We start from the raw sequence: 20,311 nt of genomic DNA, 5'->3' as shown, positions 1-20,311 counted from the left end.
TGTGATATATTGTTTAACCGGAAGATACATTAATACATCACATTTAAAACTACTTAAAAATAAAAACACATCATGCTCTAAAGCACAATGTGTTTTTATTTTACAACTACAAGATGTGGTCCATTTTGTTCTTTTTCTTTCATTAATCCATTCTGTTGTTTCTCTTGTCGTTTCACGTGACTAGCAATATTGAGTAGTATCCCCATCGCAAGTAGATTAGCTAATAAAGAACTACCACCGTAACTGACAAACGGTAATGGTACTCCGGTAAGTGGTATTACTCCAGACATACCACCAACATTAATAAACGTTTGAACTCCAAACAAGCTTGCAATTCCGATAGCTATTAAACTTCCAAATGGATCTGTACACTTTTGTGCGACTCTAAATGATCGAATAATTATAAGCAATAAACAAATCAAAATGATTGCTACGCCTATAAAACCAAGTTCTTCCGATATAATTGCCATAATAAAATCCGTTTGTGGTTCTGGTAAATAACCATACTTTTGCACACTATTTCCTAATCCCCTACCATTAAGCCCTCCAGAAGCAATTCCAATAAATGAATTCACCAATTGGAATCCATCCTTTTGAGGATCATTAAACGGATCAAGGAAAACAGAAAAACGTGCCTTTTGATATGGATTTAATGCATAATTGCCAAGAAGATATAGTGCCGGAATCCATACTATAGAAGTTAAAGCAATTCGTTTAATCCATAAGTTAACCTGTACTCCCGAACAAAGGAACATAATTCCTACTGTTCCTGCAATTAACAAATCAGTACCTAAATCATTTTGCTTTAATATTAAAAACATGATTATACCAACACCAATGAGTACTGGACCTGACCCTTTGAAAACAGGTGTATTCGTTTCTTGTCTTTTCGCAAAAAAATGAGCTAATATGAGGATAACCGTTATCTTTACAAATTCCGCAGGCTGTATTCCAAATATCCATCCGTTTGCACCGTTTACTGACTTAGTGAAAAAGGCAGCTGCAGCTAATAAAGCAACACTAGCACCGTAACTCCCCAACAAAAAAATTCGTTTTCTCCAAACTTTATATGGGATAGTAGCAATAATTATTAATACTATTGTCCCAACAACTAAAGTAATTAATTGTCTTTTAAAAAAGAAATTTGCTGGTTTATCAAATCGCGAAATCGCAACAATGGAACTAGAACTATATACCATTATTACTCCCAGCACACATAAGATAACAAGAGGAAGTAACAATGAATAATCCATTGATTTCCATACTTTTTTCATTTCATTTCCTCTTTCTGTTTCAATTTAATTATTGTTGTATTCCATATGTATATTGATTCTTCCTGCTTTATTATACAAATAAAAAGCTCAAACTAATTTAGTTTGAGCCCCCTTATTTGAACCCGTTATTGTTGTTTGTTTGTAAATGCTTCATGAAGTGCAGATAACTCACGTTCGAGCTCACCTAACATTGCTTTCCCTTGTTCTTCTGCAATAAGACCAAGGCGAACTGCAAAATCGACCTCGCGGGATAGTCCAAACATTTGTGTGTCTAACACTTCTTCATATAATGGACATTGCGGCATTGTAAGATGGTCCATTTGCACCTTAATAAGTCTTAAAATCTTCTCTGCATCCGCTTGTAGAAGGGCTAGTGCCTTTTCCTGATGATTTGCTACTGTCTCAGACGCCAAATTGATTCCCTCCGTTTCCGTCCTACTCTCCTCTATCCTATCTATTAATATTAGCGATAGTTTTAATAAATTGCAATAGAAACATTTTTTGTGACAACAGTGTCTAATACTATTATACTGAAAAGTGGGAGTATAACACAAATGGGGGAACAACAATGAGCGAAATTTTATTTATTAACGGAAAAGTACGTTTTCCAATCACTATTGATCCAACTGTTTGGATCTTTGATGATCGAAAAGTAGATTTGACAACTTACTTTGATGAAACTAGAGAAAACACGTCTGAACTAGAAACTTATTTAAAAAACACTTCAGAACATTGGGATCGCGAAATCCGTGATGGTGCCGCTTTTCCTCCAATACAACAAAGTGTGAAGAAATATAAAAAAGAACAGCTGATTACTGGAACATTTGGTATACCATTTCATCCATTCCTTGCTAACGCTGAAATTTTAGAGGACGCTACGCAAGTTGAAATTGAAACGGTAGATCATACAATGACACTTCCATTAGAAACTGTCAAAAATGCTATACTAGGCTTTTCAAAAGAAGGAAAACCATTAAAAGAAGACGGGCCTGTTCATCTCTATTTCAATGATGGATCTAATCAACAAAATCCAATCCGTAACATCCGTAAATTTACAATTATTTAAAGAAAAGGAGTGAGCTTAAGCTCACTCCTTTTTACAATAAATCTGCTGCTAGTTGAGCTAAATTAGATCGCTCCCCTTTAACAAACTTCACATGACCACTAATACGCTGTTCTTTAAACTTCTCTACAACATACGTTAAGCCATTATTATATTCATCTAAATATGGGTGATCAATTTGCTGAGGATCTCCCATCAATACAATCTTACTCTTTTCCCCTACCCTAGTTAATATCGTCTTCACTTCATGCTTTGTTAAATTTTGTGCTTCGTCAATGATAATGAACTGATCTGGAATACTTCTCCCGCGTATATAAGTAAGGGCTTCTACTTCAATCGAACCCATTCCAGCTAAAATAGCATCTAACTCTCCTGGCTTTTTCGTATTAAATAAATACTCTAGGTTATCAAAAATTGGCTGCATCCATGGTCTTAATTTTTCTTCTTTTTCTCCTGGTAAATAACCGATATCTTTTCCGACTGGAACAATTGGTCTTGCCACAAGTAATTTTTTATATAACCCTAAGTCTTCTGTTTGCATAAGTCCCGAAGCTAACGCAAGTAACGTTTTTCCTGTGCCGGCTTTCCCCGTTAGCGTTACAAGCGGAATATCTTCACGAAGCAACAATTCTAATCCCATAATTTGCTGCACGTTTCGTGGTCGTATCCCCCACACTTGTTCATTGTGAAAAATAAGTTTCTTTACCTTCTTCCCTAAGTGATCCACAATGCCAAGCGCAGAACTAGAGCCCCCTAATGCATCTTTCATTACTACAAATTGATTTGGGTAAAAAGGATGATTCGCAATTTCAGATAGAGGCAATTCACCTTTCTCATAAAAATAATCCAATTGTTCTTTTGATATATATCCTTCTAAAAAACCAGAATATATATTTTCTACTTCAATTACGCGATCACTTAAATAATCTTCAGCCTTCAAACCAATTGCATCAGCTTTTACCCTTACGAGTACATCTTTACTTACTAAAATAACAGACTTCCCGTCCTCTTTTTCCTGTTCTTCTAAAGATAGATTTTTTGCTACAGCTAAAATTCGATTATCATTTGTTTTTTCTACAAAAATATCTTGTAGTTGCACAAATGAACGATGGTTCAATTCAATACGAAATGTTCCGCCGTTTTCTAGCGGGATACTTTCATGCAGCTTTCCTATTTCACGAAATTTATCTATTAACTTAGATACATAACGAGCGTTTCTTCCTACTTCATCCATATAACGTTTTTTCGAATCAACCTCTTCTAATACAACTGCTGGAATCACTACTTCATTGGTTTCAAATGAAAAAATAGATAAAGGATCCTGCAAAAGTACATTCGTATCTAACACATAAATTTTATCCAACCTGTTACCCCCTGACTCCACTTTTAAATTTGTAGAACAAGGGTTTCATCCATAAAATATGGACGAACCATTGTTATAATTATATGTACCGTGTAAACGAGGTAGAATCGAAAATCATAGTCATTAAACCTTTTATTTATTCTTTATTCATTTCTATTCAATATATTACTTTTTATTATAATTATTAACGTTAAATCACAATAACCGACTACAAAAGTGAATAAACGAATTTCTTATTTAGCATCTTTATAATTCTCTTATCCCTACTAACACTTCGTTATCCAGCTTTTTCGCTGCCCGAAGATCATATGTTTTTTCATATGTTGGTTCAATTGCAAGTTTCGCTCCATAAAACATAACATCACGCACTTCTTGCACCTTTACTTCTATTACAGTTAATTTTAGAGAAATACCTTCCATTCTATCTGTCAAAATTTCACCTGCACCACTTATAGAAAATACGGATTCATTCGCCATTATAGTCAATACCACACCTGTATTATGACGTATATTTTCCACAATACGTGAACGTTGATCTACTGCAAATCGAATACTAGTTTCACTCACTGCATACACCCAAGAAATAGCACTTACGTTAGGAACTTGTTTTTCGAAATCTGTCGTTGCTATCATAACAATACACTCTTTACGCAACGTTTGTACTAAATCCTCTGTTAAGGTAGGCTCTACTACATTCGCCATATTTTCACCTCCAAATATACTTGGTATATCCTTATCATAACTTATTTTTTGAATTGCGAAAATATTATTTTTTCCCACTATTATTCAAAAACATTATACTTCCATGATATACTTATACTGATAGAATTCGTATTGAGGTGACGAAATGAGAGTCAAATGTATGATTTGTGATAAAAAAGATATGTTAGATGATGAAAATCCTATGGCAAAAAAACTGCGTAATCGCCCTATTCATACATATATGTGCATGGAATGTTCGGAACGAATTGCAGAGCGTACAATGGAACGTCATGCAAGTGGTAATTTCCGATTATATCGTGATAAAAAAATCGAAGATGATTGGTAAAATGTAAATAAGTCCTTACTCATATAGATAAGGACTTATTTATATTTTTCTGGTTCACGATTCATCTGATCCAAAAAACAATCAATGGCTTCTAACGGAAACCTTGCAGATTTCCGTTCTCCATTTATTTCATATGTAATTAAATACATTTCCTCGTTCTTTTCGACTTCCACATTTCTTAATTTATGTTCTTCATATACCATATTTTGGAATAACAAATATGTTTCTTTTGCAGCACTATCATCTGGACGTGCTTCCGCAACTGTTTTAATTGTTAACCAATTATATAGTGCATCTTGTACTGAACGCATGAAAACTCCCCTTTCTTATCCTGCTTTTTGTTGTTTCGCTTGACGCAAACGCAGTCTATAAATTCCAAGTACAATTGCCGCTACAACAAGTCCTTCTCCAACAGGTAAAAACACAGCAAAAAAGGTTAATACTGTGCATCCAATTGCTAATGATATGTATATCACAATATTTTTTAGTACAGACAACTTTCTAGCAAACCCTAAATTATAAACGAGAGCACTTAATATAATAATCGTCCCATAAAGTAACCACATTCCTAACTCTGGATTTTCATCTACCTTACACAATTTTGCAAAAAAAGACATCCTTTCTAACACACTCTTCCCCCCCTAGCAGTAAAATGCAATTTTCTTTATACACTTAATACAAGAGTAACTCGCAAAAAAAATACTGTCCACAAAAAAGAGTAAATATTCTAAAAAATAAACAAAATAAAAAAACAACGCCCTTTATAAAGGGCGTTGTTTTTTTATTTTTACGCTTCAACAGATTTCTTTTTCTTAGCAGCTCTTTCGCGCTCACTCTTATCAAGAATCTTTTTACGTAGACGAATTGATTCTGGAGTTACTTCACAGAACTCGTCATCGTTTAAGTACTCTAATGATTCTTCTAAAGTCATTAGGCGTGGTTTCTTCATTGTTGAAGTTTGATCTTTCGTCGCAGAACGAATGTTAGTTTGTTGTTTCATTTTCACAACGTTAACTGTTAAGTCGTTCTCACGAGTGTGTTCTCCGACAATCATACCAGCATATACTTCTGTACCTGGTTCAACGAAGATTACACCACGGTCTTCAACTTGCATAATACCGTATTGTGATGCTTTTCCTGTTTCAAGTGAAACTAGAACACCTTGGCGACGTCCACCAACTTGTCCAGCGTGTACTGGTTGGTAGCAATCGAATGTATGGTTTAAAATACCGTAACCACGAGTTAATGTTAAGAATTCTGTTGTGTAACCAATTAAACCACGTGCTGGAACCATGAAAGTAAGACGAACTTGACCGTTTCCGTTATTCACCATATCTAACATTTCACCTTTACGTGCACCCATAGATTCCATAATAGAACCAGTGTATTCTTCAGGTACATCGATTTGTACGCGCTCTACAGGCTCACATCTTACGCCATCAACTTCTTTAATGATTACTTCTGGCTTAGATACTTGTAATTCATAACCTTCACGACGCATGTTTTCAATTAAGATAGATAAATGTAGTTCCCCACGTCCAGATACGATCCACGCATCAGGAGAATCTGTATTATCTACACGTAAACTTACATCTGTTTCTAATTGTGAACGAAGACGCTCTTCAATTTTACGAGATGTAATGTATTTACCTTCACGACCTGCAAATGGGCTGTTATTTACAAGGAACGTCATTTGTAGTGTTGGCTCATCAATACGTAATAATGGTAACGCATCTTGATGTTCAACTGGACATACTGTTTCACCTACGTTAATGTCTTCCATACCAGAAACGGCTACTAAGTCCCCTGCTTTTGCTTCTTCAATTTCTTGACGTTTTAATCCCATGTAACCGAATAATTTCGTTACGCGGAATTGCTTCACGCTTCCGTCTACTTTCATTAAAGCAACTTGTTGTCCAACCTTCATTGTACCGCGGAATACGCGACCAACTCCAATACGTCCAACGTAGTCGTTGTAATCAAGAAGTGCTACTTGGAATTGAAGTGGCTCTTCGCTGTTATCAATTGGTGCTGGAATATGTTCGATAATTGTATCGAATAATGATTTCATATTCTCTTCTTGATTTGCTGGATTTGAATCTAAGCTTGCTGTTCCGTTCATTGCTGATGCAAATACAACTGGGAACTCTAATTGATCTTCGTTTGCACCAAGCTCAATGAATAAGTCGATTACTTCATCAACTACTTCATCTGGACGAGCGAAGTCACGGTCAATTTTGTTTACAACTACGATTGGAGTTAAGTTTTGCTCAAGAGCTTTCTTTAAAACAAATCGTGTTTGTGGCATACAACCTTCATATGCATCAACAACAAGTAAAACACCATCAACCATTTTCATGATACGTTCTACTTCTCCACCGAAGTCAGCGTGACCAGGTGTATCTAAAATGTTAATTCTTTTATCTTCATAGTGAATCGCTGTATTTTTCGCTAAAATTGTAATACCGCGTTCTCTTTCTAGATCATTTGAATCCATTGCGCGTTCTTCAACGTGTTCGTTCGCACGGAAAGTCCCCGCTTGACGTAATAACTGGTCAACAAGTGTTGTTTTACCATGGTCAACGTGGGCAATAATTGCTATATTACGTAAATCTTGTCGTTTTTTCAACATGTCCAACTCCTAATGTCTTTTTAATCCTTCTCTATTATAAGAGCGAAGGGGATACAATAGCAATTAAAATAAAAGCAAGAATGAAAATATAGTTGTATTCTTACTTTTGTGAAAGTAAAATGAGATTGGAGGGTGAAGAAATGGAACACATTCAATATCGCTTTTTATTAACTGCAATTATCGGTGTTATTTTCTTAATCGGTATCGGCATTATGATTGCTGAAAATAGTCCAATCGGTATTATTATTTGCATTATCGGCACATTTGTTACAGTTGGATACGGTTTTGTAACAAAAAGAAAAATGCGCAAATCACAATAACGCTAAAAAGTAAGAAGCTTATACACAGCCTCTTACTTTTTTTGTTGCTCTCATATAAACGATAACACTTCTTCATACACTCCTGGTTTTGCAACTAACACACTGCTCTTCTCTATGATAGAAAGTGGCGCTCCAGAGAATGTCGTCACCTTACCTCCAACTTCTTCTACAATTATCTGCCCTCCGCCAAAATCCCATGGTGATAATCTCGGCGTTACATATGCATCTATTCTTCCTGTTGCAACGTATACCATCTCTAATGCTGCACAGCCATATGACCTTGTGCCCCTTGCTTTCTTAACAAGTGCCATCATACTTTCCATATTAAGCAATGGATTATCTGTAAGCCATATCGCATTTAAAGCTACAATACCTTGCTCTACAGTTCCTTTTTCCAATGGAGGAATTGATATATCATTACAAAAAGCTCCAGATCCCTTGACTGCATGATATAGTTCATCATGCACTGGATCATATATAAGTCCAATCTTTCCGATACCGTTCTCATAAATCCCAATTGAAATCGCAAAATTTCTTTTTTGATGAACAAAGTTCATCGTGCCGTCAATTGGATCAATTAACCAAACAACCCCGTCAGAAGACGTTATCTCGTCTCCATAACCCTCTTCTCCTAAAATATTATGATTCGGGAATGTTTCTTTAATTTTCCCAATTAAAAACTGTTCTATCTCTCGGTCCATATTTGTAACTAAGTCAGCTGCATTTGATTTTGTTTCTATAATAAGTGCTTTTTTCATTGATGCCATTAAATGCTCTCCTGCATCCCGAATCCACCGTTTGGCGTGTGCATCGATGTCTTTCCATACTTCTTGCATGTTTAAACACTCCGATCTATACTGTTCACAGAAAAAACGAACCCTTTATAAGGTTCGCACCAACTAATTTTTTATACATATACTATTATTACGCTTCTAAACGAATCATTTCAAGTCTTAACACTTCTAACTTTTGTACACACTCTTCTTTTTTCTGGTTATCATCTTCCATCATCGCATCATATAAAGTTGCTAATTCATAATCTAGCTCCAAACGTAGCACCGGTATTCTCTTTTCAGCATCTGTTCTCTTTAACGCATTAATCACCTGTCTCATATTATTTGCCTCCTCCCAATATTCGTCTGCCCTCGGACTAGAATTAATTCAATTTTCTGATTTTTTGTTTTATACTATACTATGTTGGATAAATCATCTATGCAACAAAATTATATTTTTTTATTTAAATTTTTTTGTGCTGTTTTTTTTATGAATAGTACAAGCTATGCTAAAATAAAAGCAAAATAGGAGTTGGAGGAACAATCATGACAATACAAACATTCAAATCAACTGATTTTGATGTCTTTACAGTTGATGGTCTCGAAGAACGAATGAGTGCAATTAAAACGAACATTCATCCTAAGCTAGAAGCTTTAGGGGAACAATTTGCAGAATACTTATCCAAACAAACTGATGAGAACTTTTTTTATCATGTTGCAAAACACGCACGCCGCAAAGTCAATCCACCAAACGATACTTGGGTTGCTTTTTCAACAAATAAACGAGGATATAAAATGCTACCGCATTTCCAAATCGGCTTATGGGGTACTCATGCCTTCATATACTTTGGTTTAATCTATGAGTGTCCACAAAAAGTTGAGACGGCTCATGCCTTCTTAGAACATTTAAATGATTTAAAAACAAATATTCCAAATGACTTCGTTTGGTCCATTGACCATACTAAACCAAGTGTGAAATTACATAAAACACTTGAAACCGAAGACTTACAAAAGATGATTGAACGATTAGCTACTGTAAAAAAAGCAGAATTATTAGTTGGTATTCATATATCACCAGAGGAGTTTTCAGCAATGACCAACGAACAATTCCTTGCTAAGATTGAATCTACGATGCAATCACTCCTTCCTTTATATGCACTTTGTAATCGATAGTAGAAAACGGACAATTTATATTGTCCGTTTTTAGTTGTTATCACATTATATCACTTCAGTTTTTATTTTTCAAAATATTTTTTACATTTTTACAAGCTTTTGTTCTTCGACTTCTTTTGCCCTTTGAATAGCACGATATATAGAGTATCCACTTACCTCTTGAAATTCTTTATCAATTTTCTTTTCTTCTGCTTTCGATGGAACAATCTCTTTAAAACGACGATATAAACCCATTAACTCTTCTCTTATAATTCCTTTTTCATAAGCTTTCTCAATCGCTTCATAAAACTTCACCATTGTAACCATTTCCTCATTTGACCAATCATAATCTAACGGATATTGATATTCCATTTTGCACCTCATTTATCATTTCTTCTTGTTTCATTATGCTATCTTAAAGAGAATATTTTATTCTTCATTATAGCCACTCTGCATTATACACTATTTATTCATTTTAATGGAATTGTCTTCCTCTATTCATTAGTTGAGGCTAACTATTAAACATACTCACCTTAAAAAGATTTTTTTCTATACATCTATAATTATTGGTGATATAATGCTTTTGTTTTATAGAAAATAAAGTGAAGCTACCATCTCAAAAACGATTTTTTGAATGGCAGAAAAACAAGCCTTATTCTAAAAAGGGCTACACTTTTTTAGAGCAGGATTATATAAAACAAATTACACTAAATATTATGAAGAAGAAGGGGTGTATAGATTGTCCCAATACGAAACACCATTGTTTACCGCTTTAGTTGAGCACAGTAAGCGAAATCCAATTCAATTCCATATTCCTGGTCATAAAAAAGGACAGGGCATGGATCCTACATTTCGCGAATTTATTGGGCATAATGCATTAGCAATTGATTTAATTAATATTGCGCCACTCGATGATTTACATCATCCAAAAGGTATGATTAAAGAAGCACAAGATTTAGCAGCAGCCGCATTCGGTGCAGATCATACTTTCTTTTCTATTCAAGGTACAAGTGGCGCTATTATGACAATGGTGATGAGCGTTTGCGGTCCTGGTGACAAAATCCTAGTACCACGAAACGTGCATAAATCAGTAATGTCAGCTATTATTTTCTCAGGGGCAAAACCGATTTTCATGCATCCTGAAATCGATCCGAAGCTCGGTATTTCTCATGGAATCACAATTCAATCTGTCAAAAAAGCACTTGAAGAGCACTCAGATGCAAAGGGCTTACTTGTTATTAACCCAACGTACTTTGGATTTGCTGCAGACTTAGAACAGATTGTACAATTAGCACATTCTTATGACATCCCTGTACTAGTCGACGAAGCTCATGGTGTTCATATTCATTTTCACGATGAATTACCTATGTCAGCGATGCAAGCTGGTGCGGATATGGCAGCAACAAGTGTTCACAAATTAGGAGGCTCTTTAACTCAAAGTTCTATTCTTAATGTGAAAGAAGGCTTAGTGAATGTAAAGCATGTCCAATCTATTATTAGCATGCTTACAACCACATCAACTTCTTACATCTTGTTAGCATCCCTTGATGTTGCGAGAAAACGTCTTGCTACAGAAGGAACAGCACTCATAGAACAAACAATACAATTAGCTGAGCATGTTCGTGATGCTATAAATTCTATTGAGCATCTTTACTGTCCTGGAAAAGAAATGTTAGGTACAGATGCTACCTTTAACTATGATCCTACAAAGATAATTGTATCTGTAAAAGATTTAGGTATTACCGGCCACCAAGCTGAAGTATGGCTTAGAGAGCAATATAACATTGAAGTAGAACTCTCAGATCTATACAACATACTATGTCTTATCACTTTGGGAGATACAGAAAGTGATACAAATACACTTATTGCAGCATTACAAGATTTAGCAGCAACATTTAGAAATAGGGCAGATAAAGGTGTTCAAGTACAAGTAGAGATTCCAGAAATTCCAGTGCTAGCACTTTCTCCTCGAGATGCTTTTTATTCGGAAACAGAAGTCATTCCATTTGAAAATGCAGCGGGTCGTATTATAGCTGATTTTGTTATGGTTTATCCGCCAGGGATTCCAATCTTTACTCCGGGGGAAATTATTACACAAGAAAACTTAGAGTATATTCGTAAAAACTTAGAAGCAGGTTTACCTGTACAAGGTCCTGAAGATATGACATTACAAACATTACGTGTTATTAAAGAGTACAAGCCTATCAGTTGATAGGCTTTTTTTTCACCTTTTTTCCTTTTCTTCATACGATACTTAAGAATGTAACGTATAGGTGGGGATACTATTATGATTGTAATAGGCCGTTCTATTGTACATCCTTATATTACAAATGAATACGAGCCATTTGCAGCAGAGAAACAACAAATTTTATCAATAATGGCAGGAAATCAAGAAGTTTATTCCTTCCGAACAGCTGATGAACTCAGCTTTGATCTCAATTTACGAGTTAATATTATTATCTCTGCACTAGAGCTTTTTCAAAGTGGATTTCAGTTTCGTACATTTCAACAATCCTTTTGCAACCCCCAGTATTGGAAAAGAACGTCTCTTGGAGGATTCGAGCTTCTTCCAAACATACCACCTTCTATTGCCATACAGGATATTTTCAAAAACGGAAAACTATATGGAACTGAATGCGCAACCGCTATGATCATTATTTTTTATAAAGCTTTACTATCATTGTATGAGGAAGAAACTTTCAATCGTCTATTTGCAAACCTTTTACTTTATACATGGGACTACGACCAAGATCTAAGGCTCATAACAAAAAACGGTGGCGATCTTGTTCCAGGTGACCTCGTTTACTTTAAAAACCCACAAGTAAATCCAGCTACGATTGAATGGCAAGGAGAAAATACAATCTATTTAGGAAATTTCTTTTTTTACGGGCATGGCGTAGGTGTAAAAACAAAAGAAGAAATTATTTATTCATTAAATGAACGACGAGTCCCTTACGCTTTTATTTCAGCTTTCTTGACCGATACTATTACCCGTATCGATAGTCGTATAATGAGCCAATACGCTTCTTCTAGTACACCACAGACCTCCATAAGCTTTATTCCGATTAGGGATGATGCAATCGTTGCAACAGTTGGTCATACAACTACAATTTATTAAAAAAGCGCCTACACATGTAGGCGCTTTTTCTTATTATTAAGCTTTTGTATGTTCTTTATGGTCACATTCGCAATGAGATCCACATTTCCCGTATAGTACTGTTGATTTTTCATCTTCAAAATGTCCAATTGTTCCTTCACATACTTGGCATACGATTGTTCCCATTTTCATTTCCCCCTGAGTTTCAATAGTAATCTATTTATTTATCATTAAGCTTTCGCATTATCTTTTCTAGCACAGTCACAATTTGTTCCGCATTTTCCGTAAAGTACCGTCGTTTTCTCATCTTCAAAATGTCCGATTGTTCCTTCACATACTTGGCATACGATTGTTCCCATTTTTCATTTCCCCCTAAGTTTATGGTCCTAAAAACTTTTAGCTGTCCATTTCCTATCAATTATTGGGCTTTTGTATGCTCTGTGTGATCACATCCGCAAGATCCACATTTCCCGTAAAGTACCGTTACTTTCTCATCTTCGAAGTGTGCAATTGTACCTTCACAATCTTGACATACGATTGTTCCCATTTTTCATTTCCCCCTAAGTTTATAATCCCAAAAACTTTTTGTAACCGCTTAACTTTCTGTCTTTATTTTAATATGTTATACTTTTTACGTCAATAGGTTTTTAGTATAACACATTAAATATTTTAAATTTAAATTAGTATGCGATATTCAAATAAAAAACAGCCATATTTATAAGTACGACTGTTTCACATTAATTATTCTTCATATTCCGCATGTAAAGAAGTTGACGGAACTAGAAATTTGAAAAACTGAGCTAACTCCTTTGCTTCCTCTTCTGATCCTAATTTAAAAATCTCCTGTATATATTGAACATTCTCTACATCATCTCGTCCGAGTAAAGTAGACCTTCCTGTTTGCATACAAACAATGAGCGGCTTTCCAAAAAACATATTTGTATAAATAACACCAAAATCATAACGTGTATCATGTGTCATAAACCCTAAAAATCGTACCTTCACACTTTCATGCTCATCATACAATTTTTCAAACATTGGTTTCCACCTTTCTACATCACGTTTCATTAATAGTATATTAAACAAAACATGTAATACTCCTTTTAATTGTCAAAAAATTCAGTAGGATGTAGAATGATAGTATTCTACTAAGTTAGGGGGAACTTATATGCAACACGCCTTTATTACGCTTGTACCGAAATCCAACCAACAATCAGTTTCAATAGATGATATAAAACAACTTTTTCATTATTATAAAACAGTTACTTCTAAAACTGGTGCCCAAATTAATTACACGTATACAAATACCGCTTTTCCTTATGAAATTTTAGATACATCTACAACAACATTAAAACTTCAATCCAATCACGACCGGTATGACTCAATTTATATTGGTGTTGGTATAGAAAATGAACAATCTTTCATCCAAGTTTCTTTACCACCTAATGCAACATTTGGTGACAAAGGGAAAGCAAATGAATTTTGCCGTTTTTTAGCGAAGAAATTAGAAGGAGAGTTACAATTATTTAATGGAAGAACAATGTATTTTTATAAACGCTAATTTAAAAAATAGATAATATGATTAAAAATAATATACAATTCGAACATGTAAGAAATAAAGCTTGCTTTCTTACGTGCAATACAAAATATGCTATTACATAGGCTAAATATAGAAATACGAAAAAAAGAATAACTTTATAATGAAACTTATCACCATTCGATAATGTTAATACAGTGGAAAAGCCACTCCATAGTAGTAAATGATAAAATATAACATGTAATATTTTCATGGAACCTTCTCCTTTGACATGCTCTATTTTATTAATATATGGGGGTACGTTTGAATCAATTACATATTATAGGATGATATATATTACCTTTGAAGTAAGTTAAGCCGGAATCATTTGTTAAAGTATTATATATTCATTCGACAAGTACGTTTAAAGACCTTGCAAGTCATTTGATGAAAATAAAAATAGCCCCTCTCTTACAATAAGAGAAGGGCTATTTACATTACTTAAATTATTTTACAATGTGAATTGGCATTCCAAGAGCAACTTCAGCTGCTTCCATTGTGATTTCACCTAATGTTGGGTGAGCATGGATTGTTTGAGCGATATCTTCAGCTGTCATTCCAGCTTCGATAGCTAAACCAATCTCAGAGATAATATCAGAAGCACCTGCACCTGCAACTTGAGCACCTACAAGAAGACCATCTTCTTTACGTGTTACAAGTTGTAAGAAACCGTCAGTGCTGTTTAATGATAATGCACGACCGTTAGCAGCGAATGGGAACTTAGATACAGTTACAGTCATTCCAGCTTCTTCAGCTTGTTTTTTAGTGTAACCAACAGATGCTAATTCTGGATCAGTGAAGCATACTGCAGGAATTCCGATGTAATCGATAGCTGATGCATGGCCACTAATTGCTTCTACAGCTACTTTACCTTCGTAAGAAGCTTTGTGAGCTAATGGTGGTCCAGGAACGATATCACCGATTGCATAGATGTTTGGTACATTTGTACGACATTGCTCATCGATTTCGATGATGCCGCGGTCAGTCATTTTAACTCCAACTTGCTCAAGACCGATTTCTTGAGTGTTTGGACGACGACCTACAGTTACTAATACGTAATCTGCTTCTACAGTTTGGATTTCACCTTTAACTTCAAAGCTAACTTTTACGCCAGTTTCTGTTTCTTCAACGCCTTTAGCCATAGCTTTTGTATGGATATTTACGTTACCTTTTTTCTGTAGAGCACGTTTAACAACAGAGCTCATAGCTTTTTCGAAACCAGCTAAGATTTCGTCGCCAGCTTCTACTACAGTAACTTCTGTACCGAAGTTAGCATATGCAGTACCTAATTCCATACCGATGTAACCGCCGCCGATTACAACAAGTTTTTTAGGAATTTCAGGTAAGCTTAAAGCACCTGTAGAGTTGATAACACGTTTAGAGTATTTGAATCCTGGAATTTCGATTGGTGTAGAACCAGTTGCAAGAACAGCATTTTTAAACGTATAAGTTTGAGCTGCATCTTCAGTCATAACGCGTAATGTATTAGCATCTACGAAGTAAGCTTCACCGCGAATGATTTCAACTTTGTTACCTTTAAGAAGGCCTTCAACACCGCCAGTTAATTTCTTAACTACGCCGTTTTTCCATTCTTGAACTTTTGTAAAGTCAACTTTTACGTTTTCTGCAGTAATACCCATGTCATCAGAATGCATTGCATTCTCATAACGATGACCTGCATTGATTAACGCTTTTGAAGGAATACATCCAACGTTTAAGCATACGCCACCAAGGTTAGCTTTTTCAATGATTGCTACCTTTTGACCTAATTGTGCTGCACGAATTGCCGCAACGTATCCACCAGGACCTGCACCAACAACGACTGTATCTAATTCAATTGGGAAATCTCCTACTACCATTGTTATTACGCCTCCATTACTAATAATTGTGGGTCATTCAATAGACGTTTAATTTGGTTTAACGCTTTTTGAGCAGTTGCACCGTCAATTAAACGATGGTCAAAGCTTAGAGATAATGCTAATACTGGAGCTGCAACGATCTCACCGTTTTTCACAACTGGTTTTTCAGCGATACGGCCGATACCAAGGATTGCTACTTCTGGGTGGTTGATAACTGGAGTGAACCATTGTCCACCTGCAGAACCAATGTTTGTAATTGTGCAAGAAGCACCTTTCATTTCAGCTGGAGCTAGACGACCTTCACGTGCTTTACCAGCAAGATCATTGATCTCGTTAGAGATTGTGAAGATAGACTTACGATCTGTATCTTTAACAACTGGTACTAATAGACCTTTGTCTGTATCAGCTGCGATACCGATATTGAAGTAATGTTTATGAACTACTTCTTGAGATGCATCGTCTAAAGAAGTGTTTAACATTGGGTATTCACGTAATGCAGATGTTAAAGCTTTAACAACGTACGGAAGGTAAGTTAATTTAATACCTTTGTCAGCTGCTACTGCTTTGAACTTCTTACGGTGAGCAACAAGTTCTGTTACATCTACTTCGTCCATTAATGTTACGTGAGGAGCTGTGTGTTTAGAGTTAACCATTGCTTTCGCAATCGCTTTACGGATACCACTCATTTTCTCACGAGTTTCTGGATATTCACCAGCTGGGATTGGTTGTGCTTTTGGTGCTTCTTCTTTCGCTGCTGCTGGAGTAGCTTCTACTGCTGCTGGAGCCTCAGTTGCTGCTACAGTTTGTCCACCATTTGCAAATGCATCGATGTCAGCTTTTACGATACGGCCATTCTTACCAGTACCAGCTACTTTATGAATGTCTACACCTTTTTCACGAGCGTATTTACGAACAGATGGCATAGCGATTACGCGCTCATTTACTACTTCTGCAGTTGCTGCTGGAGTAGCTTCCGCTGCTGGAGCTTCTACTGCTGCTTCTTCAGCTTTTGGAGCTTCATCATGATCGTCACCTTTAAATTTAAGGTTTTCGTATCCAGGAGCATCAAATTTAATTAATGTATCTCCTACGATTGCAACTGTTCCTTCTTCTACAAGTACTTCAAGTACTTTACCTTTAACAGGAGAAGGGATCTCTACTACTGCTTTATCATTTTGTACTTCAAGAAGTACATCGTCTTCGTTTACTTCATCGCCTGGTTTAATAAACCATTTTACGATTTCACCTTCGTGGATACCTTCACCGATATCTGGTAGTTTAAATTCAAATGCCACGGAATTCAGCCCCCTGATTCATTTCATTATTATGGAATATGTACAAAAGAAACCAGCATGTGCTGATTTCTTTTGCACATGAAAAGCTAAAAATTAGAAGTTCATTACTTTGTTTACAGCTTCAACAATATCTTTGTGGTTTGGTAACCATACGCTCTCTGCTTGAGAGAATGGGAATACTGTATCAGCAGCTGCAACACGTACAACTGGAGCTTCTAAGTTTAAGATTGCACGGTCGTTAATTTCCGCTACAACGTTAGCTGCAATACCAGCTTGTTTTTGAGCTTCTTGAACTACAACTACGCGACCTGTTTTTTCAACAGAAGCGATGATTGTTTCGATATCTAATGGTTGAACTGTACGTAAGTCAACAACCTCTAAAGAGATACCTTCTTTTTCAAGTTCTTCAGCAGCTTTTAATGCAGCGTGAACCATAGCACCGTAAGCGATAACAGATACATCTGTACCTTCACGTTTGATATCAGCTTTACCTAAATCAATTGTGTAATCACCTTCTGGTACCTCTTGACGGAATGAACGGTACAATTTCATATGCTCTAAGTAGATAACTGGATCGTTGTCACGAATCGCAGAGATTAAAAGACCTTTAGCATCGTATGGAGTAGATGGAATAACAACTTTTAGACCAGGTTGTTGAGCCACTAATCCTTCTAAGCTATCAGCATGAAGTTCAGGAGTATGAACACCACCACCGAATGGAGAACGAACTGTTACTGGAGCAGTCCAACGTCCACCAGAACGGTAACGCATACGAGCTAATTGACCAGAAATTGAATCCATTACTTCATAAACGAAACCGAAGAATTGGATTTCTGGAACTGGACGGAATCCTTCAAGTGCAAGACCAACTGCAAGTCCACCAATACCAGACTCTGCAAGTGGAGTATCCATTACACGATCTTCACCAAATTCAGCTTGTAAACCTTCAGTAGCACGGAATACACCGCCGTTTACACCAACGTCTTCACCAAATACAAGTACGTTAGGGTCATTTTTCATTTCAACGCGTAAAGCATCAGTGATTGCTTGAATCATTGTCATTTGAGCCATGGCTTACTTCGACTCCTTTTCTTTGTAGATTTCATATTGTTCAGCTAAGTTGTAAGGCATTTTTTCGTACATGATTTCCATTAAATCAGTTACTTTTTGTTTTGGAGCTTGGTCAGCCTTAGCAATTGCTTGTTTGATATCTTCTTTTGCTTCTTCGATTACTGTCTCTTCAACTTCTTGAGACCATAGGCCTTTAGCTTCTAAGAACTTACGGAAGCGTACGATTGGGTCTTTTTGTTCCCATTCGTTTTCGATATCTTTTGTACGGTAACGAGTTGGGTCATCACCAGCCATTGTATGTGGACCGTAACGGAATGTTAAAGTCTCGATTAAAGTAGGGCCTTCGCCATTTACTGCGCGCTCACGAGCGAAAGCAGTTGCTGCGTATACAGCTAATGGATCCATACCGTCTACTTGAATTCCGTAAATACCTGCTGCTACTGCTTTTTGTGCTACAGTTTTAGCTGCAGATTGCTTTTCTACTGGAGTAGAGATTGCATAACGGTTGTTTTGAACAACGAAGATTGCTGGAGCTTTGAATGCACCTGCAAAGTTCATACCTTCGTAGAAGTCACCTTGTGAAGCACCACCGTCACCAGTGTAAGTAATTGCAACAGATTTTTTACCACGTAGTTTCATACCTAACGCAACACCAGCAGTTTGGATGATTTGCGCACCGATAATGATCTGTGGAGCTAATGCATTTACATTCTCAGGCATTTGGTTACCCATGAAGTGTCCACGAGAGAATAAGAATGCTTGGTATAATGGTAATCCGTGCCATACTAATTGTGGTACATCACGGTATCCTGGTAAGATGAAGTCTTCTGCTTCAAGTGCGAAATGACTTGCTAATTGAGAAGCTTCTTGTCCAGCTGTAGGTGCGTAGAAACCTAAACGTCCTTGACGGTTTAAAGAAATAGAACGTTGATCTAATACGCGAGTATACACCATACGACGCATTAATTCTTTTAATTGATCATCAGATAATTCAGGCATAGCTGCTTCATTCACAACTTCACCGTTTTCATTTAAAATTTGTAATGTTTCAAATTGAGCTGCGATAGCTTTCATTTGCTCATCAACATTAAATAGGGTCTTTTTTGTTTTAGTACCCATTCCGTTCACCTCTTCCTCTCTTGAACCATATTCTGAAACGCTTTCACTGGCTATTTTCCAGTTTAAAAAGCGCAACGATGTAAACCAACATGTTTGTATGTCGGTTGAGAATAATTTTGTGTACCTAACAATCTGTACTAATGTTTTTTCAGAAACATATTAATACAATCTTGATCACGTTTTTTAGTTTACAACTATTCTAATTACGATGTCAATTACTTTGAATACGTTTTTTTATAAATAATATGCAGGTTTCTACTACACAAACGTGTTTTTATTTTTTACATCTGTATTAGTAAGCATTGGCCTACTGTTATATTATTCCCTTTTTCACTTATTTTTTCTCTTAGAATAATATGTAAACGATTTAATTCTCTTTAGTTTTTCTCTCTTCGTAACAAAAATATACAAACTACTCTTCCTTTTTTAGGTAAATACCTATACATTTCTACCCTCTCTTCCATACATTATAGTAACCGCAGTATTAGCGGGAAATGATAAAGGAGGTCATCTCATGTACGGATACTCATATTGCTATCCAACTTGTTCATATCCTTCCTACGGTTATGGCGGTTCTTGTGGCGGGTCTGGACGCGGCTTCGCCTTAATCGTTGTGTTGTTTATTCTTTTAATTATCGTTGGTGCTGCTTGCATTCGCTAATTGTAAAA

27 protein-coding genes are annotated in these 20,311 nt (G+C 36.0%); 8 read left to right on the top strand and 19 right to left on the bottom strand.

Going from position 1 to position 20,311, the window contains the following annotated elements; genetic code table 11:
• Nucleotides 1–95: 95 nt before the first annotated feature.
• Together MKY38_RS02265 and MKY38_RS02260 are read right to left on the bottom strand one after the other, a co-directional pair.
• Nucleotides 96–1,274 carry an FtsW/RodA/SpoVE family cell cycle protein gene (locus tag MKY38_RS02265; RefSeq protein WP_000758402.1) on the bottom strand — a complete coding sequence of 393 codons (1,179 nt, stop codon included), beginning with the start codon at nt 1,272–1,274 and terminating at the stop codon, nt 96–98.
• Between the two features lie 125 nt (nt 1,275–1,399).
• Nucleotides 1,400–1,687, bottom strand: a complete 288-nt coding sequence (locus MKY38_RS02260; RefSeq protein WP_000135694.1) for a YlaN family protein — start codon at nt 1,685–1,687, stop codon at nt 1,400–1,402.
• Nucleotides 1,688–1,842: 155 nt separating this feature from the next.
• Between MKY38_RS02260 and MKY38_RS02255 the strand changes: the two genes are divergently transcribed.
• Entirely contained in the window at nt 1,843–2,340 is a 498-nt protein-coding gene (locus MKY38_RS02255; RefSeq protein ID WP_001289809.1) for a hypothetical protein, read from the top strand.
• 31 nt (nt 2,341–2,371) lie between these two features.
• Here the strand turns inward: MKY38_RS02255 and MKY38_RS02250 are convergent, their stop codons facing one another.
• Together MKY38_RS02250 and MKY38_RS02245 are read right to left on the bottom strand one after the other, a co-directional pair.
• On the bottom strand, nt 2,372–3,700 hold the full coding sequence (locus MKY38_RS02250) for a PhoH family protein (protein ID WP_000358083.1): 1,329 nt from the start codon (nt 3,698–3,700) through the stop codon (nt 2,372–2,374).
• A gap of 246 nt (nt 3,701–3,946) precedes the next feature.
• Nucleotides 3,947–4,402, bottom strand: a complete 456-nt coding sequence (locus MKY38_RS02245; protein WP_000024593.1) for a pyridoxamine 5'-phosphate oxidase family protein — start codon at nt 4,400–4,402, stop codon at nt 3,947–3,949.
• A 145-nt stretch (nt 4,403–4,547) separates the two neighbouring features.
• Between MKY38_RS02245 and MKY38_RS02240 the strand changes: the two genes are divergently transcribed.
• Entirely contained in the window at nt 4,548–4,748 is a 201-nt protein-coding gene (locus MKY38_RS02240; RefSeq protein WP_002082250.1) for a YlaI family protein, read from the top strand.
• A 35-nt stretch (nt 4,749–4,783) separates the two neighbouring features.
• Here MKY38_RS02240 and MKY38_RS02235 read toward each other — a convergent pair whose 3' ends face one another.
• The 3 genes from MKY38_RS02235 to typA form a co-directional block, all read right to left on the bottom strand.
• Nucleotides 4,784–5,059, bottom strand: coding sequence for a hypothetical protein (locus tag MKY38_RS02235; protein ID WP_001258151.1), 276 nt, complete (start codon nt 5,057–5,059; stop codon nt 4,784–4,786).
• A 15-nt stretch (nt 5,060–5,074) separates the two neighbouring features.
• The gene (locus tag MKY38_RS02230) at nt 5,075–5,377 is read right to left on the bottom strand and encodes a YlaH-like family protein (RefSeq protein WP_000893662.1); all 303 of its coding nucleotides are present in this window, start codon (nt 5,375–5,377) and stop codon (nt 5,075–5,077) included.
• Between the two features lie 158 nt (nt 5,378–5,535).
• Nucleotides 5,536–7,380, bottom strand: a complete 1,845-nt coding sequence (gene typA / locus MKY38_RS02225; protein ID WP_000914762.1) for a translational GTPase TypA — start codon at nt 7,378–7,380, stop codon at nt 5,536–5,538.
• Between the two features lie 140 nt (nt 7,381–7,520).
• Here typA and MKY38_RS02220 point away from each other — a divergent pair, with 140 nt between their 5' ends.
• Nucleotides 7,521–7,700 carry a DUF5325 family protein gene (locus MKY38_RS02220; protein ID WP_000400127.1) on the top strand — a complete coding sequence of 60 codons (180 nt, stop codon included), beginning with the start codon at nt 7,521–7,523 and terminating at the stop codon, nt 7,698–7,700.
• 50 nt (nt 7,701–7,750) lie between these two features.
• On the opposite strand, the gene MKY38_RS02215 is transcribed toward MKY38_RS02220, so the two are convergent.
• Both MKY38_RS02215 and MKY38_RS02210 read right to left on the bottom strand, forming a co-directional pair.
• Nucleotides 7,751–8,536, bottom strand: coding sequence for an inositol monophosphatase family protein (locus MKY38_RS02215; protein WP_001158701.1), 786 nt, complete (start codon nt 8,534–8,536; stop codon nt 7,751–7,753).
• 88 nt (nt 8,537–8,624) lie between these two features.
• On the bottom strand, nt 8,625–8,813 hold the full coding sequence (locus MKY38_RS02210; RefSeq protein ID WP_001250165.1) for a hypothetical protein: 189 nt from the start codon (nt 8,811–8,813) through the stop codon (nt 8,625–8,627).
• Between the two features lie 206 nt (nt 8,814–9,019).
• Between MKY38_RS02210 and MKY38_RS02205 the strand changes: the two genes are divergently transcribed.
• Nucleotides 9,020–9,646, top strand: coding sequence for a YktB family protein (locus MKY38_RS02205; protein ID WP_000155317.1), 627 nt, complete (start codon nt 9,020–9,022; stop codon nt 9,644–9,646).
• 81 nt (nt 9,647–9,727) lie between these two features.
• Here the strand turns inward: MKY38_RS02205 and MKY38_RS02200 are convergent, their stop codons facing one another.
• Nucleotides 9,728–9,997, bottom strand: coding sequence for a UPF0223 family protein (locus MKY38_RS02200; RefSeq protein WP_000456562.1), 270 nt, complete (start codon nt 9,995–9,997; stop codon nt 9,728–9,730).
• 367 nt (nt 9,998–10,364) lie between these two features.
• On the opposite strand from MKY38_RS02200, the gene speA reads away from it, so the two are divergent.
• Together speA and MKY38_RS02190 are read left to right on the top strand one after the other, a co-directional pair.
• Nucleotides 10,365–11,837 carry an arginine decarboxylase gene (gene speA, locus MKY38_RS02195; protein ID WP_000084899.1) on the top strand — a complete coding sequence of 491 codons (1,473 nt, stop codon included), beginning with the start codon at nt 10,365–10,367 and terminating at the stop codon, nt 11,835–11,837.
• Nucleotides 11,838–11,912: 75 nt separating this feature from the next.
• Nucleotides 11,913–12,743: a protein-glutamine gamma-glutamyltransferase gene (locus MKY38_RS02190; RefSeq protein ID WP_000635337.1), complete on the top strand. Its 831-nt coding sequence runs from the start codon at nt 11,913–11,915 to the stop codon at nt 12,741–12,743.
• Nucleotides 12,744–12,779: 36 nt separating this feature from the next.
• On the opposite strand, the gene MKY38_RS02185 is transcribed toward MKY38_RS02190, so the two are convergent.
• The 4 genes from MKY38_RS02185 to MKY38_RS02170 all read right to left on the bottom strand — a co-directional run bounded on the left by MKY38_RS02185 (nt 12,780) and on the right by MKY38_RS02170 (nt 13,760).
• Nucleotides 12,780–12,908 carry a GapA-binding peptide SR1P gene (locus tag MKY38_RS02185; RefSeq protein WP_000536796.1) on the bottom strand — a complete coding sequence of 43 codons (129 nt, stop codon included), beginning with the start codon at nt 12,906–12,908 and terminating at the stop codon, nt 12,780–12,782.
• 44 nt (nt 12,909–12,952) lie between these two features.
• Nucleotides 12,953–13,081 carry a GapA-binding peptide SR1P gene (locus tag MKY38_RS02180; protein ID WP_000536803.1) on the bottom strand — a complete coding sequence of 43 codons (129 nt, stop codon included), beginning with the start codon at nt 13,079–13,081 and terminating at the stop codon, nt 12,953–12,955.
• 59 nt (nt 13,082–13,140) lie between these two features.
• Nucleotides 13,141–13,269: a GapA-binding peptide SR1P gene (locus MKY38_RS02175; RefSeq protein WP_000536778.1), complete on the bottom strand. Its 129-nt coding sequence runs from the start codon at nt 13,267–13,269 to the stop codon at nt 13,141–13,143.
• Nucleotides 13,270–13,463: 194 nt separating this feature from the next.
• Complete coding sequence (locus tag MKY38_RS02170; protein WP_000462038.1) at nt 13,464–13,760, bottom strand: DUF3055 domain-containing protein; 297 nt, start codon at nt 13,758–13,760, stop codon at nt 13,464–13,466.
• A gap of 130 nt (nt 13,761–13,890) precedes the next feature.
• Here MKY38_RS02170 and MKY38_RS02165 point away from each other — a divergent pair, with 130 nt between their 5' ends.
• Nucleotides 13,891–14,283 carry a DUF1885 family protein gene (locus tag MKY38_RS02165; RefSeq protein WP_001163299.1) on the top strand — a complete coding sequence of 131 codons (393 nt, stop codon included), beginning with the start codon at nt 13,891–13,893 and terminating at the stop codon, nt 14,281–14,283.
• Between the two features lies 1 nt (nt 14,284).
• Here the strand turns inward: MKY38_RS02165 and MKY38_RS02160 are convergent, their stop codons facing one another.
• The 5 genes from MKY38_RS02160 to pdhA all read right to left on the bottom strand — a co-directional run bounded on the left by MKY38_RS02160 (nt 14,285) and on the right by pdhA (nt 19,642).
• Nucleotides 14,285–14,512: a hypothetical protein gene (locus MKY38_RS02160; RefSeq protein ID WP_000697469.1), complete on the bottom strand. Its 228-nt coding sequence runs from the start codon at nt 14,510–14,512 to the stop codon at nt 14,285–14,287.
• Nucleotides 14,513–14,744: 232 nt separating this feature from the next.
• Nucleotides 14,745–16,157, bottom strand: coding sequence for a dihydrolipoyl dehydrogenase (gene lpdA / locus MKY38_RS02155; RefSeq protein WP_000260104.1), 1,413 nt, complete (start codon nt 16,155–16,157; stop codon nt 14,745–14,747).
• Nucleotides 16,158–16,162: 5 nt separating this feature from the next.
• Nucleotides 16,163–17,452, bottom strand: a complete 1,290-nt coding sequence (gene pdhC / locus MKY38_RS02150) for a pyruvate dehydrogenase complex dihydrolipoyllysine-residue acetyltransferase (RefSeq protein WP_000863419.1) — start codon at nt 17,450–17,452, stop codon at nt 16,163–16,165.
• Nucleotides 17,453–17,545: 93 nt separating this feature from the next.
• The gene (pdhB, locus tag MKY38_RS02145) at nt 17,546–18,523 is read right to left on the bottom strand and encodes a pyruvate dehydrogenase complex E1 component subunit beta (RefSeq protein WP_000068168.1); all 978 of its coding nucleotides are present in this window, start codon (nt 18,521–18,523) and stop codon (nt 17,546–17,548) included.
• 3 nt (nt 18,524–18,526) lie between these two features.
• A complete protein-coding gene (pdhA, locus tag MKY38_RS02140; protein WP_000536895.1) occupies nt 18,527–19,642 on the bottom strand; it encodes a pyruvate dehydrogenase E1 component subunit alpha in 1,116 nt (371 codons plus the stop codon).
• Nucleotides 19,643–20,156: 514 nt separating this feature from the next.
• On the opposite strand from pdhA, the gene MKY38_RS02135 reads away from it, so the two are divergent.
• Nucleotides 20,157–20,303, top strand: a complete 147-nt coding sequence (locus MKY38_RS02135) for a YjcZ family sporulation protein (RefSeq protein WP_000274562.1) — start codon at nt 20,157–20,159, stop codon at nt 20,301–20,303.
• Nucleotides 20,304–20,311 lie beyond the last annotated feature (8 nt).

The organism is Bacillus sp. FSL R5-0585, from assembly GCF_038004545.1.
Classification (GTDB): Bacteria; Bacillota; Bacilli; order Bacillales; family Bacillaceae_G; genus Bacillus_A; species Bacillus_A cereus.
The sequence above is the reverse complement of the archived record's forward strand: the minus strand, read 5'-3'. Positions and strand labels throughout refer to the sequence as shown.

Excerpts from the sequence above, each read along its gene's own strand:
- MKY38_RS02265 (WP_000758402.1), bottom strand. The coding sequence starts at position 1,274 with ATGAAAAAAGTATGGAAATCAATGGATTATTCATTGTTACTTCCTCTT.
- MKY38_RS02255 (WP_001289809.1), top strand. The coding sequence starts at position 1,843 with ATGAGCGAAATTTTATTTATTAACGGAAAAGTACGTTTTCCAATCACT.
- MKY38_RS02245 (WP_000024593.1), bottom strand. The coding sequence starts at position 4,402 with ATGGCGAATGTAGTAGAGCCTACCTTAACAGAGGATTTAGTACAAACG.
- MKY38_RS02240 (WP_002082250.1), top strand. The coding sequence starts at position 4,548 with ATGAGAGTCAAATGTATGATTTGTGATAAAAAAGATATGTTAGATGAT.
- MKY38_RS02235 (WP_001258151.1), bottom strand. The coding sequence starts at position 5,059 with ATGCGTTCAGTACAAGATGCACTATATAATTGGTTAACAATTAAAACA.
- typA (WP_000914762.1), bottom strand. The coding sequence starts at position 7,380 with ATGTTGAAAAAACGACAAGATTTACGTAATATAGCAATTATTGCCCAC.
- MKY38_RS02220 (WP_000400127.1), top strand. The coding sequence starts at position 7,521 with ATGGAACACATTCAATATCGCTTTTTATTAACTGCAATTATCGGTGTT.
- MKY38_RS02215 (WP_001158701.1), bottom strand. The coding sequence starts at position 8,536 with ATGCAAGAAGTATGGAAAGACATCGATGCACACGCCAAACGGTGGATT.
- MKY38_RS02210 (WP_001250165.1), bottom strand. The coding sequence starts at position 8,813 with ATGAGACAGGTGATTAATGCGTTAAAGAGAACAGATGCTGAAAAGAGA.
- MKY38_RS02205 (WP_000155317.1), top strand. The coding sequence starts at position 9,020 with ATGACAATACAAACATTCAAATCAACTGATTTTGATGTCTTTACAGTT.
- MKY38_RS02200 (WP_000456562.1), bottom strand. The coding sequence starts at position 9,997 with ATGGAATATCAATATCCGTTAGATTATGATTGGTCAAATGAGGAAATG.
- MKY38_RS02190 (WP_000635337.1), top strand. The coding sequence starts at position 11,913 with ATGATTGTAATAGGCCGTTCTATTGTACATCCTTATATTACAAATGAA.
- MKY38_RS02185 (WP_000536796.1), bottom strand. The coding sequence starts at position 12,908 with ATGGGAACAATCGTATGCCAAGTATGTGAAGGAACAATTGGACATTTT.
- MKY38_RS02180 (WP_000536803.1), bottom strand. The coding sequence starts at position 13,081 with ATGGGAACAATCGTATGCCAAGTATGTGAAGGAACAATCGGACATTTT.
- MKY38_RS02175 (WP_000536778.1), bottom strand. The coding sequence starts at position 13,269 with ATGGGAACAATCGTATGTCAAGATTGTGAAGGTACAATTGCACACTTC.
- MKY38_RS02170 (WP_000462038.1), bottom strand. The coding sequence starts at position 13,760 with ATGTTTGAAAAATTGTATGATGAGCATGAAAGTGTGAAGGTACGATTT.
- MKY38_RS02165 (WP_001163299.1), top strand. The coding sequence starts at position 13,891 with ATGCAACACGCCTTTATTACGCTTGTACCGAAATCCAACCAACAATCA.
- MKY38_RS02160 (WP_000697469.1), bottom strand. The coding sequence starts at position 14,512 with ATGAAAATATTACATGTTATATTTTATCATTTACTACTATGGAGTGGC.
- lpdA (WP_000260104.1), bottom strand. The coding sequence starts at position 16,157 with ATGGTAGTAGGAGATTTCCCAATTGAATTAGATACAGTCGTTGTTGGT.
- pdhB (WP_000068168.1), bottom strand. The coding sequence starts at position 18,523 with ATGGCTCAAATGACAATGATTCAAGCAATCACTGATGCTTTACGCGTT.
- pdhA (WP_000536895.1), bottom strand. The coding sequence starts at position 19,642 with ATGGGTACTAAAACAAAAAAGACCCTATTTAATGTTGATGAGCAAATG.
- MKY38_RS02135 (WP_000274562.1), top strand. The coding sequence starts at position 20,157 with ATGTACGGATACTCATATTGCTATCCAACTTGTTCATATCCTTCCTAC.